This is a genomic window from Flavobacterium sp. 22659 (assembly GCF_052044235.1).
GTDB classification, from domain to species: Bacteria; Bacteroidota; Bacteroidia; order Flavobacteriales; family Flavobacteriaceae; genus Flavobacterium; species Flavobacterium johnsoniae.
Genome location: NZ_JBQEMU010000010.1, coordinates 1 through 12,199 on the forward strand (window position 1 = coordinate 1; position 12,199 = coordinate 12,199).

Consider the following 12,199-nt stretch of genomic DNA (forward strand, 5'->3'; position numbering starts at 1 on the left):
TCCTGAAAATCATAATACCATACTTATATATGTATACACAAAAAAAAAACCGACAGATTTTCAAAAACTGTCGGGTTATGAGAATGAAATCTACTCTTATATATAGTATACTTATATATGTATACTTTCGTTTAGGCTGTCGATTGCTTCTTTTGTGATCTGGATGCTTTTTAATTTTGCCTGATGATCGAAGATTGGACTTGTTACCATTAGTTCGTCTATTCTGGCGTAGTCGATGAATTTTTTCAAATCGGTTTTTAATTGCTCTTTGTTTCCTGTGAAGGTTCCGGCTGTCATTTGATTGACATGGAAACGTTCTGCTTCGTTCATGATATCGTCTAATGATGGAACCGGTGGTTGTAAACCTTTGCGGTCGTTTCTAATTAGGTTGAGGAACATTTGATACAAACTTGTAGACAATAATTCTGCTTCTTCGTTTGTGTCTGCTGCAATGATATTCACGCAAGCCATTGTTTTTGGTTTGTCTAAATACTCTGAAGGTTGGAAGTTTTCTCTATAAAATTCAAATGCCTGAATCATTAGTTTTGGAGCAAAATGTCCGGCAAAAGCATAAGGCAATCCGTAAGCTGCTGCCAAAGCTGCGCTATCCATACTTGATCCTAAAATCCAAATTGGCACTTTTAAGCCTTCGGCTGGAAATGCACGAACTTTTCCTGTTTCATTTTCACTTGAAAAATACTCTTGAAGTTTGCTTACGTTTTGTGGAAAACGCTGTGCTTGTTCGAAAAAATCTTTACGAATTGCTTCGGCAGTTGGCTGATCTGTTCCCGGTGCTCTTCCTAAACCTAAATCGATTCGGTTTGGATAAAGCGTTTCCAGAGTTCCAAATTGTTCGGCAACTACTAAAGGAGAATGATTTGGAAGCATAATTCCGCCAGAACCTACACGAATATTTTTGGTTTGACTTGCTACATAACCAATTAAAACCACTGTTGCTGTACTTGCAACGTGTGCCATATTGTGATGTTCTGCAAGCCAAAATCGCTTGTATCCTAAATTGTCTGCTAATTGCGCTATGTCTTTTGTTTTTTGAAATGTTTCTGTGGCATTGCTATCCTGAGTGATAATAGCGAGGTCTAATAATGAGACTGAAATTGGGTTTTTCATATAAAAAAATGCTAGTCTACAAAATTAACTCATTTATATGGATGCCTTTTATTTTCTAATGTTAATAGATTTATAATATTTCTAAAGCTTTCTAAAAGTACAGTTTTTAATAATTAATTATTGTTTTACAATAATTAATTATACATTTGCAATATCAATCAAACTTTTCAATATATGAAGACAACTCATATTGTATCCAGAATATTATTTTATTTTACCCGTTTTTTGGCTGTGGTTTATTTCTTTTTGGCTGCATATTCTGTTTTTACACTGATAACAGGATTATTCTTGACTTTTAAGGACAACGGAAAGTATTTTCAGGTTTGTTATCCTTTTACTTCTCATCCTTTAATGCTTGGAGATTACAATTTGCCCTATATTCTTTTTGATTTTTTAGCACCGCTCAGTTTGTACGGACTTTTCTTTTTATTGAGCAGTAATGTCTTTAAGGTTTTCTTTCAGCCAAAATTATTCACTCAAAATGGAGTTGTACACTTAAAACGTTTTTATATATCAAATCTATTAATTCCGAGCATCGTGATATTTTTTGCGTTCTTCTTTGTTCCTCTAGATAATGAAGTCGCTCTTTTTATCATATTGCACGGAATGCTCGGCGCTTTTGCTTATTTTTTAGCTGCCATTTTTAAACAAGGTTTAAACCTTCAAAACGAACAAGACTTATTTATATAGCTATGCCAATAATTGTAAATGTTGATGTAATGCTTGCTAAACGCAAGATGCAGAGTAAAGAGTTGGCAGAAAAACTAGATATTACGCCTGCCAATTTATCGATTCTAAAAACTGGAAAAGCAAAAGGAATTCGGTTTGATACTCTCGAAGCTATTTGTAAAATATTGGATTGCCAGCCTGGCGATATTTTAGAATACGTGGCAGAATAGCTTTTTTTTTTAAAATTTTATTTCACTCTTAATAAATCGGTTTTTGAAGCCGACAGGCGTTCTATTGCCTAAATTTTTCAAATCATAGTTTAATTCAATCATCTAAATCAATCAAAAAATGAACAGTTTATCAATCAAAAATCTAAGCAAAACGTATGAGAACGGCACGCAGGCGATTGACCATTTATCGCTTGAAATTTCAAACGGTATGTTTGGTTTATTGGGTCCGAATGGCGCAGGAAAATCGACTTTAATGCGAACCATTGCTGCTTTGCAGGAACCTACTTCGGGAATTATCGAGTTTAACGGAATCAATATTCTCGAAAACTCAATGTTTATTAGGGAGAATCTTGGATATCTTCCGCAGGAATTTGGCGTTTATCCAAAGATTTCTGCTTATCGTTTATTGGATCATCTGGCAATTTTGAAGGGAATTGTCAATAAAAAAGAACGTCACGATCAAATTTTGTATTTGCTGGAACAAACTAATTTACTACAACACAAAGACAAAGCCGTACATTCTTTTTCGGGTGGAATGCGTCAGCGTTTTGGAATTGCTCAGGCTTTATTGGGAAATCCGAAGATTATTATTGTGGATGAACCCACTGCTGGACTTGATCCTGAGGAAAGAAACCGTTTCAATAATCTTTTGAGTGAAATTGGCGAAAGCATTATTGTAGTTCTATCGACTCATATTGTAGAAGATGTTCGCGATTTATGTCCAAAAATGGCAATTATCTCCAACGGAAAATTGATTTTGGAAGGAAAACCAAATGAAGCAATCGATTCTTTGAAAGATAAAATTTGGATGAAAGCGGTTCAGAAAACAGAACTGAAAGAATATCAATCGAAATTTAACATCATTTCGTCCAACTTAAATTCAGGGAAAATCAATATTCACGTTTTCTCCCATCAACGCCCAGATTCCGGTTTCGAATTGATCTCGCCAGATTTAAGCGATGTTTATTTTAGTGTTTTAGCTCAAAATCAACTTAAAAAATAACGTTATGCTTTCGAAATTAATTCAATTTGAATGGCATAACAATACCAGAAGCTGGACATTTTATGCCACATTTATTATTTATCTTATTCTAGGCTTTTTTGTGAGTGCTTTTGCGAACTTTTCTTTTTCGGGTGCTTACAAAAATAGCCCATATGTGCTTACATATGCGATTGGTTTGATTTCGCTAATGACAATTTTCTCTACCACGCTTCAAGTTGCACAGCATTTCTTAAAAGAATATGAAACCAAATTTGATTCAATAATCTTCTCTACTCCTATTTCTAAGTTTTATTTTTTGGGAAGTAAATTTATCACAGCCTTTATAATTTCCGTTTCTTCATTTGGAATGTTTATTATAGGAATGATTATCGGACATCAAATGTCATGGATTCCTAAAAGCGAAATTGGTCCTTTTGAAATCCTAAATTACGTTTGGCCTTATTTTGTAATTGTAATTCCTAATATTCTTTTGTGCCTTTCAATTCTTGCAACGATGGCTTGGCTTACAAGAAGTAAACTTTTTGTTTATGTTGGCGGCTTATTCATCTACATATTATATATAGCGGGTTCTATTTTTTCTAATTCGCCTTTATTTGCAAATGCTTCTCCGTCTTCCGCGAAAGCAATGTCTTTGGCAACAAAAATAGATCCGTTTGGGTTGGCCGCTTTTTTGGAACAAACGAGATATTGGACATCGATAGAAAAAAACACACAACTACTTACGCTTTCAGGAAACTTTTTATTCAATCGAATCCTGTGGACTTGTGTTTCTTTTCTTCTAATTTTTGTTTCGTATAAATTGTTTTCATTTCGAAAAACAAAAACTAAAAAGATAAAATCAGTTAAAATCAGTAAAAAAGAGACACAAATATTTTCTGCTGTAATTCCGAAACAGCAATTTAAAACTTCAAAACACAATTGGGCTGTTTTTACAAGCAATTTGAAAATGGATATTTATTTGGTTTTAAAAGGAATTCCATTTTTACTGATTGTTCTTCTGTTTTCGGGATTATTAATGATTGAGATTTCAGATGAAATTGACGGCGGAATCAGATTGGCAGAAAAAATTACCGATACAGCTTTGATGATTTCAACCATAATGGATCGTTTGCCTTTCATATTAATTCTGGTTACTCTTTTTTATAGCAGTGAATTATTGAATCGAAGTGAAAATTCGAGATTTGAAATGCTTGAAAATACAGCGCCGTATTCTCAATTTATAGTTTTGCTTTCGAAACTGACAGCGCTTTTTATAATTCCATTGATCTTGATTGGAATTAGCATTTTTATTGGAATTGCTTTTCAAATCATACATGCAAATGCACCGATTGAAGCTGGACTTTACTTTTCGATGTTTTATTATATCGGATTTCCATTGTTTTTGATTTCTATTCTAGTGATCGCAATTCAGACTTTCATCAAAAACAAATATTTAGGGTTGGGAATTTCGGCATTTTTTGTTCTCTTATTTTGTACTGGAATTGGAGAACAGTTAGGAATTTCGCATCCGTTATTTCGATTCGGAGATTCTTTTAAAAGAGAATATTTTGATTTGAATGGTTTCGGAAGTTATACTTTTCCGTTTCATATTTCAATGCTTTACAATTTTGGATTGGCTTTAATGCTTCTTACTTTGACAGGAATTTTATGGAAAAGAAACGCTTCAATTGTAAAAACCTTTCGTAGAAATTCATTTAATACTATTCAAAAAACAACTTTTGCTTTTGGAAGTATTCTTTTCATCGCTTTTGGAACTTATCTTTTTTATAAAACTAATATTGAATATCCGTATTTGACCAAAGATGACGTTAACAATTGGAGCGAGCAATACGAAAAGCAATTTAAAAAATATACAAATCTTTTACAGCCAACGATAGTTTCTGTAAAAAGTAATGTCGATTTGTTCCCAGAAGAAAATCGTTATGATGTAAAAGGCACTTATGAATTGGTGAATAATACTGAAAAACCTATTGATAGTTTACTCCTATATATAGATCGAAATTCGAAACTGACTTCTGTTGAAATTGAGAATGCAAAAAATCTAGATGATGTTTCTGAATTTCAGCATTATTGGTATCGATTAGAAAAACCTTTAGAACCTCATCAGAAAATAAAAATGAGTTTTTCTTTTAAATCTTCGTGGTCGCCGTTTAAAGGTCATACTGCGTTTAATTCTATCATTGAAAATGGTTCGTTTATGCGAATAAGCCGTTATTTTCCATGTTTTGGTTATCAAGAATCGAATGAAATCAGCAGTAAAAAAGAGAGAGCAAAAAGGCATTTAAAACCACAGACTCCGCTTAAAAAACTTGAGGATAAATCGAAAACAACAAACGATTTTATTGATTATGATGCTGTGGTTTCGACTTCTAAAAATCAAACAGCAATTGGCGTTGGGGATTTAATTGGAAATTGGAAAAAAGACGGCCGAAATTATTTTCACTATAAATCTAATGGAAAGATTCCGTTTCGCTTTGCTTTTTCTTCTGCTGAATATCAAATTCAAAAAACAAATTACAAAGGCATCTCTATTGAAGTTTTTTATGATAAAAGACATTCGAGAAACGTTGCCAAACTAATTCAAGATGTAAAAAATACTTTAGATTATTGTCAAAACAATTTTGGCAAATACCCATATAAAACAATTCGTTATGCCGAGGTTTCTGCTTTCGCGGATGGATTTGCGGCGACTTCGTATCCGTCCACAGTTTTTATGAAAGAGAATTTTGGATTCTACAGTAACTTGAATAATCACGATAAAGAAGATATCATCAATCAATTGACAGCTCATGAATTGTCGCATGAATGGTGGGGAAATTCGCAAATCAGTCCCCAACAAAAAGAAGGAAGCTGGATTTTGACCGAAACGCTGGCGCAATACACCGAATTGATGTTGTATGAAAAAGAACATGGTTTGGAAAAAGCCTTAGAAACTTTAAAAATTCATTTGGATTTGTATTTGAGCAGTCGAAGTTATGAGCCCGAAACTCCTTTATATAAAACAAATTATGAAACTCCGCATTTACCTTATGATAAAGGAATGCTGGTGATGCATCAGTTTCGAGTTTTAATTGGTGAAGAAAAAGTAAATCTGGCTTTGAAAAATTTCTTGAATCATTACAAATATCCTAATCCAATTCCAGATTCTGAAGATTTATTGAAAGAGATTTATTTGGTTACAGATTCTAAACTCTATTCAAAACTGGATGAAATGTTTAAAAAGATTATTACTTATTCTTCTAAGATTTCTAAAGTTGAAAGTGTGAAAAAGAATAATTTATATGAAATCTCCTTTAAAGCTGATTCTGAAAAATATATTGAAAATGCTACGGGAGTTCGAAAGCAAATTGACAATGACAAAACAATTGATATTGGAATTTATGATGAAAACGGAAAGTTATTTCGCTACACATTTCCAATCAAAAACAATATAGTTGGAGGAAAAATTAAATTCAAAAACAAACCTCATCGTATTGTTATTGATCCTCTTTTAATGAATATTGACACTTTTATAAAGGATAACGAAAAGGAAATTGATTAGTTTTTTTGCCACAAATTCCACAAATTTTCACTAATTATTTTTTTGCCACAGATTAAAAGGATTAAAATGATTTTTTTTCTTTCGCTAAAATTAAAAATCCAAATAATCTTTTTAATCTGTGGCTATTATTTTTTTTTATTTTAATTGAATGAAAATCTGTTTGTGAGTTGTTTTGCCATCGTCTTTTATTTTCAAATCTTTGCTTGATTCGATTTCAAATTTTGATGGAGTTTCTATGTTTAATGAAATATCTCGATTTCTAAAAGTTTCTGGAATTTCTGGACGCAGAATTGTTACTATTACTTCTTTATTTTTCTGCTGGAAATCGACTTTTATTCGGTCTCTTAACCAGATGTATTCGTAAACTTCCTGCCACGGTGCCATCCAGATCGAATCATTTCCTTTTAATCCGTATTTATTGGCAAGCGTTGTCATATAGTATTTGAAATCAGGAAAACGCATACTTAGATTCCACAGATTTGTATTTCCCGTTCCGTGTGTGAATTCGTTAAACCAAACTGGATCTTTTTGTTTTACAATAGAATCTATCGTTTTTAAATATTTATCCATTGTTTTAAAACTTGTTGTGTCTTTTGAACTCTGAACAAAAGTTCGGGCAGAAATCATTTTATCTAAATCTACTTTTGAATCTACTTTAAAAACTGGACCAACACCATAATAAGAAGCAACAGATAAATTTCCATTGACCAAAGCTTCTTTTTCGTATTCCAAATAATATTTCTCATCACCTTCTCCGCCAGGAACTACAAAATGAGACATTGTAAAATCAAGATTTTGCTTAATCGAAGTTGTATTTTCGGTTACTTCTGTTAAATAATTCGTTCCATGTTTTGTGGCATGATGAAAACCATGATTCAAAATATCCCAACCAGCATTGTACATTTCTTTAATTTCTGACCAAGAAAGATGTCCGCGATTTTCAGGCAAATCACGAATTGAACCTCCATTGATCGCTAATGCCAATTTAAACGGAATTTTATTTCCCATTCCGTCCGAATAAAAAAGTCCTTCTGAAACTGTTCCGTCTCCACCTTGATCAATTTTCCATTCGTTAATGGATGGATTACTGATTTTTCCTCCATTCAATAATGGAAAAGCGGTTAAATAAGCCGATCTGTAGCCATCATCAAGCGTAAAACTATACGCAAAATGTTTGTTGTATTTTAAAGGAGAAACGGCAATTTTTACCTTATCAGCCGATTTCAGTTTTATTTTGAATGAAATAGTTTTCGGTTTTGAAGAATCTTTTTGAATAATTCCGTTTGAAAAGCCATTAAAGCTTCCGAAGATTGTGGCAGCGATTATAAGTAGAATTCGTTTTGACATAAATTTTAGTGGTTCTTTTACGATCTAAAAGTACATTTCTTTTTGAAAAAATATTTTAAAACTGATTCTGTCCTTAAAAATAATTTGTTCTGAATCAAAAAAGAGAACAGATTTTAAACCTAAATTTGTACATCAAAACACCAATTCGGTTTTAGCTTATCTGCAAAATGACACACAAAATTTTAATTATAGACGACGAAGAAAAACTAAGAAGTCTGTTGGCGCGTATTATAAAATCAGAAGGATTTGAAGTTTTTGAAGCAAAAGATTTAAAGTCAGGTTTCAAAAAATTGGAACAAACCGAAATTGATGTCGTTTTGTGCGACGTAAAACTTCCCGACGGAAACGGCGTTGATTTTCTTCAGAATATAAAAGGAAGCTTTCCGCTTACAGAAGTTATTCTACTGACTGCTTTTGGAAATATTCCAGACGGCGTTCAGGCAATGAAAAATGGTGCTTTCGACTATATTGTAAAAGGCGATGATAATGATAAAATTATTCCGCTGCTTTATAAAGCGGTCGAAAAAGTACATTTACAGAAAAAAGTTCAGCAATTAGAAAAACGCATTAATGATAAATATTCTTTCAATACCATTATTGGAAAATCGAAAGGAATAGAACAAGTCATTGATCTTGCACAAAAAGTAGCCAAAACCGATTCGACTGTTTTACTTATGGGCGAAACGGGAACCGGAAAAGAGGTTTTTGCACAGGCAATTCACGAAAACAGCAATCGTGCAGGAAAATCTTTTGTGGCGTTGAATTGCAGCACTTTCGGTAAAGAAATTTTAGAAAGCGAACTTTTCGGTCATAAACAAGGAGCTTTTACCGGAGCTGTAAAAGATAAAAAAGGTTTTATCGAGGAAGCCAATGGCGGAACTTTATTTTTGGATGAAATTGGTGAAATGCCAATTGATCTTCAAGCCAAGTTATTGCGTGTTTTAGAAACCAGCGAATATATTCCGGTTGGTGACACGACTCCTAAAAAATCAAATTTCAGATTAATTGCCGCTACAAACCGAGATTTAAAAACCGAAAGCGACGAACATCGTTTCCGTTCTGATTTGTATTTCCGTTTAAATATTTTCGAAATCAAATTGCCTTCTTTGCGAGAAAGAATTAAAGATATTCCGCTTTTGGCTAATTATTACGTGAAGCAATTTTCTGAAAAAACGAATAAAAAAGCTTTAAATATCTCTGATGATTTTCTGCAGAAATTAGAAAATTATTCGTGGCCAGGAAATATCCGCGAACTTAAAAATATCATCGAAAGATCGGTTATTTTGAGTAATGGCGATACTTTAACTTCGGATGTTCTGCCATACGAAATGCAACATCAAGCTGAAAATAATTCAAAACCTATGTCGGCTTTCTCCATGCAGAGTGTTGAAAAACTGCATATACAAAAGGTTCTAAATTATACTAAAGGGAATAAAGCAGAAACGGCTCGATTATTAGAAATTGGTATTGCGACTTTGTATAGAAAACTGGAAGAATATCAAATTCAATAACAATATCAATTACAATTCTCAAAGCTTCGGAGAAGCATCATATTTATAGATTATTTTATTGCCAATGAGAAAAAGCTCCAGCGGAGCGACACCTATGCAATATAAAAAAATATGTCACCCCTCTGGGGCTCTGATAAATGTGGATTCATCATTTCTATAAATATTTCGCTCCTCTGGAGCTTGACAATAACAACATATCAAAACGAGAAAAGCTTATCAAAATGATAAGCTTTTTTTATGCCTATTTTTTGGCACAAAACTACATCCCTTTTATTGACAGCACTTTAGCTGTGACTCAACTTTTTCGGAACATATTTTGGCATAAGGAGGAAGAACATTAAAAATTCATTCCAAATGAAAAATCAAGTAACCTCAATCTACAAACAAGCCGAACGGTTTGCTGAGATAACCAAAAAATCTATTATTTCTGGAAATATAGTAAGAGCTAAGAAATGTCTGGCTCTTGCCGAACGTTTATTCATAACCGGAAGCATCGAAACTAAAAATGCCATTTCTAATGTGTATGTTTTTTCGGTTTCTTCTTTTATGGAAATGCGCCACTGCAATATTTCTCATCTTTTTCCTCAAACGCTTAAAGCGGAATATATCAAGCAGGTTAATGCTTCTGGTGTTTAATCGTTTAATCGCTTCAACATAATCTGAAATCTGAACTCAAAAATCTAAAATAAAAATCATGGTCACAATCCTTCTTCTTGCTTTAGCAGTTTTACTGTTTGCAATTTGTTTTCTGTCAGTTGAATTTTTTGAAAAAATCTAAATCATGACTGCACTATTTATCATTTCAATCGCCGTTTTCGTGTACTTGGTTTATGTACTAATCAAACCCGAAAAATTTTAAAAAAAGAATTTTAGAATTTAAGATTCTTTCAAAGAACTCTAAAATCTAAAATCAACAATCTAAAATTAAATAATATGAACACAGAGTTACTTGGCGTCATTGGTATTTTTATCCTAACCATTGTTTTAGCGATCCCTTTAGGAAAATATATTGCTAAAGTGTATTTGGGAGACAAAACACTTCTTGACCCGATTTTCAATCCAATTGAAAAATTTATTTTTAAAATCAGCAGTATCAATTCGGCTGAAGAAATGAACTGGAAACAACACTTAAAAGCACTTTTAAGCATTAATATGGTTTGGTTCTTTCTTTGCTTTTTTGTCTTATTGTTTCAGGGATCTTTACCTCTTAATCCAGATAATAACCCTTCTATGACGCCAGATTTGGCATTTAATACTGCCATTTCATTTTTAGTCAATTGTAACTTACAGCATTATTCAGGCGAAAGCGGGGTTTCTTACCTTTCACAAATCGTCTTGATGTTCCTTCAATTTGTTTCTGCTGGTATCGGAATGGCTGCTGCCGCTATGATTTTTACAGCAATGAAAGAAAGAACTACACAAAAACTGGGCAATTTTTATAATTATTTCATCAAAAGCTGTACTCGTATTTTATTACCACTTTCAGCAATTGTAGCTGTAGCACTAGTATTTAGCGGTACTCCAATGACATTTGAAGGTAAAGATGCTATTACAACGCTTCAAGGTGATCATGTAGAAGTTTCGCACGGACCAGCTGCAGCATTTATTGCAATTAAACATATTGGTACAAATGGTGGTGGATTTTTTGGAGCCAACTCAGCGCATCCATTAGAAAACCCAACTTATTTTACGAATGGAGTTGAGCTTTGGGCGCAAATGATTATTCCGTTTGCGATGATTTTTGCGCTTGGGTTTTTCCTAAACAAAAGAAAATTAGCGAATATTATTTTTGGAGTTATGACGGTTGGTTTCTTACTCTTGGTTGTTCCAACAGTTATGAGTGAAATCAATGGAAATCCTGCTATCGAAAAAATGGGAATTGCACAAGCAACCGGAGCGATGGAAGGAAAAGAAGTTCGGTTTGGTCCGGCAATTTCAGGTTTTTGGAGTATTGCTACAACGGTAATTTCTACAGGTTCTGTAAACAGTATGCACGATAGTTCTATGCCTATTTCTGGTGCTATGCAATTATTATCTATGATGGTAAATGCCTTTTACGGCGGATGTGGTGTTGGTATTTTGAACTACTATGTTTTCATTATTCTGGCTGTATTTATCTCCGGATTAATGGTTGGCCGAACTCCCGAATTTTTAGGGAAGAAAATCGAAGCGCGGGAGGTTAAAATTGCTGCTTTTATCGCGATTCTTCACCCTTTATTAATATTAGCCGGAACTGCTTTAGCCTCTTATTTTGCTGCGCATGATACTGCAATGGGTTATTGGTTTAACGGCAACGCAACAGGCTGGTTAAACAATCCTGGTAATCACGGATTCTCAGAAATGTTATACGAATATACCTCAAGTGCTGCCAACAATGGTTCTGGTTTTGAAGGTCTGGGAGATAATAATCCGTTTTGGAACATCACTACAGGAATTGTATTGCTGTTAAGCCGTTTTATTCCAATCATTGGTCCATTGGCAATTGCAGGTTTACTGGCAGGTAAAAAATACATTCCAGAGAGTGCAGGAACTTTAAAAACCGACACCTCAATTTTCGGAATTATGACTTTTGCCGTAATCGCAATTATCGCTGCTTTATCATTCTTCCCAGCGCTGGCTTTAGGTCCATTGGCAGAATTCTTTACTTTAAATTAATAACTATTTTTCAATGCTGAAAATATCTTAAACACATAGAAACATAGTCTTTTCTTTATCTAAAAAAGAAAATCAAAAGAAACTAGTTCTAACACATAGCTATGTGAATGTATGC

At 33.3% G+C, this 12,199-nt stretch carries 10 protein-coding genes; 8 read left to right on the forward strand and 2 right to left on the reverse strand.

All coding sequences use genetic code 11. The features are described from left to right. Positions 1-111 precede the first annotated feature (111 nt). A complete protein-coding gene (locus ACTJIW_RS11715) occupies positions 112-1,128 on the reverse strand; it encodes an LLM class flavin-dependent oxidoreductase (protein ID WP_440714320.1) in 1,017 nt (338 codons plus the stop codon). A 174-nt stretch (positions 1,129-1,302) separates the two neighbouring features. On the opposite strand from ACTJIW_RS11715, the gene ACTJIW_RS11720 reads away from it, so the two are divergent. The 4 genes from ACTJIW_RS11720 to ACTJIW_RS11735 all read left to right on the forward strand — a co-directional run bounded on the left by ACTJIW_RS11720 (position 1,303) and on the right by ACTJIW_RS11735 (position 6,571). Continuing rightward, a complete protein-coding gene (locus ACTJIW_RS11720; protein ID WP_440714321.1) occupies positions 1,303-1,818 on the forward strand; it encodes a DUF2975 domain-containing protein in 516 nt (171 codons plus the stop codon). A 2-nt stretch (positions 1,819-1,820) separates the two neighbouring features. Then, entirely contained in the window at positions 1,821-2,027 is a 207-nt protein-coding gene (locus ACTJIW_RS11725; protein WP_012024053.1) for a helix-turn-helix domain-containing protein, read from the forward strand. A 118-nt stretch (positions 2,028-2,145) separates the two neighbouring features. Beyond that, complete coding sequence (locus ACTJIW_RS11730) at positions 2,146-3,030, forward strand: ABC transporter ATP-binding protein (RefSeq protein ID WP_440714322.1); 885 nt, start codon at positions 2,146-2,148, stop codon at positions 3,028-3,030. Positions 3,031-3,034: 4 nt separating this feature from the next. Further along, on the forward strand, positions 3,035-6,571 hold the full coding sequence (locus tag ACTJIW_RS11735) for a M1 family aminopeptidase (protein ID WP_440714323.1): 3,537 nt from the start codon (positions 3,035-3,037) through the stop codon (positions 6,569-6,571). A 135-nt stretch (positions 6,572-6,706) separates the two neighbouring features. Here ACTJIW_RS11735 and ACTJIW_RS11740 read toward each other — a convergent pair whose 3' ends face one another. Continuing rightward, positions 6,707-7,918, reverse strand: a complete 1,212-nt coding sequence (locus tag ACTJIW_RS11740) for a polysaccharide deacetylase family protein (RefSeq protein WP_440714324.1) — start codon at positions 7,916-7,918, stop codon at positions 6,707-6,709. Between the two features lie 167 nt (positions 7,919-8,085). Between ACTJIW_RS11740 and ACTJIW_RS11745 the strand changes: the two genes are divergently transcribed. The 4 genes from ACTJIW_RS11745 to kdpA all read left to right on the forward strand — a co-directional run bounded on the left by ACTJIW_RS11745 (position 8,086) and on the right by kdpA (position 12,084). Continuing rightward, positions 8,086-9,429: a sigma-54-dependent transcriptional regulator gene (locus ACTJIW_RS11745; RefSeq protein ID WP_440714325.1), complete on the forward strand. Its 1,344-nt coding sequence runs from the start codon at positions 8,086-8,088 to the stop codon at positions 9,427-9,429. 354 nt (positions 9,430-9,783) lie between these two features. Next, positions 9,784-10,065, forward strand: a complete 282-nt coding sequence (locus ACTJIW_RS11750; RefSeq protein WP_012024048.1) for a DUF7674 family protein — start codon at positions 9,784-9,786, stop codon at positions 10,063-10,065. Positions 10,066-10,210: 145 nt separating this feature from the next. Further along, positions 10,211-10,288: a K(+)-transporting ATPase subunit F gene (gene kdpF, locus ACTJIW_RS11755; RefSeq protein WP_081909388.1), complete on the forward strand. Its 78-nt coding sequence runs from the start codon at positions 10,211-10,213 to the stop codon at positions 10,286-10,288. A 74-nt stretch (positions 10,289-10,362) separates the two neighbouring features. Next, entirely contained in the window at positions 10,363-12,084 is a 1,722-nt protein-coding gene (gene kdpA / locus ACTJIW_RS11760; RefSeq protein ID WP_440714326.1) for a potassium-transporting ATPase subunit KdpA, read from the forward strand. Positions 12,085-12,199 lie beyond the last annotated feature (115 nt).

Bases quoted from the DNA above. Each gene is read 5' to 3' on its own strand.
- ACTJIW_RS11715 (WP_440714320.1), bottom strand. From the start codon at position 1,128: ATGAAAAACCCAATTTCAGTCTCATTATTAGACCTCGCTATTATCACT.
- ACTJIW_RS11720 (WP_440714321.1), top strand. From the start codon at position 1,303: ATGAAGACAACTCATATTGTATCCAGAATATTATTTTATTTTACCCGT.
- ACTJIW_RS11725 (WP_012024053.1), top strand. From the start codon at position 1,821: ATGCCAATAATTGTAAATGTTGATGTAATGCTTGCTAAACGCAAGATG.
- ACTJIW_RS11730 (WP_440714322.1), top strand. From the start codon at position 2,146: ATGAACAGTTTATCAATCAAAAATCTAAGCAAAACGTATGAGAACGGC.
- ACTJIW_RS11735 (WP_440714323.1), top strand. From the start codon at position 3,035: ATGCTTTCGAAATTAATTCAATTTGAATGGCATAACAATACCAGAAGC.
- ACTJIW_RS11740 (WP_440714324.1), bottom strand. From the start codon at position 7,918: ATGTCAAAACGAATTCTACTTATAATCGCTGCCACAATCTTCGGAAGC.
- ACTJIW_RS11745 (WP_440714325.1), top strand. From the start codon at position 8,086: ATGACACACAAAATTTTAATTATAGACGACGAAGAAAAACTAAGAAGT.
- ACTJIW_RS11750 (WP_012024048.1), top strand. From the start codon at position 9,784: ATGAAAAATCAAGTAACCTCAATCTACAAACAAGCCGAACGGTTTGCT.
- kdpF (WP_081909388.1), top strand. From the start codon at position 10,211: ATGACTGCACTATTTATCATTTCAATCGCCGTTTTCGTGTACTTGGTT.
- kdpA (WP_440714326.1), top strand. From the start codon at position 10,363: ATGAACACAGAGTTACTTGGCGTCATTGGTATTTTTATCCTAACCATT.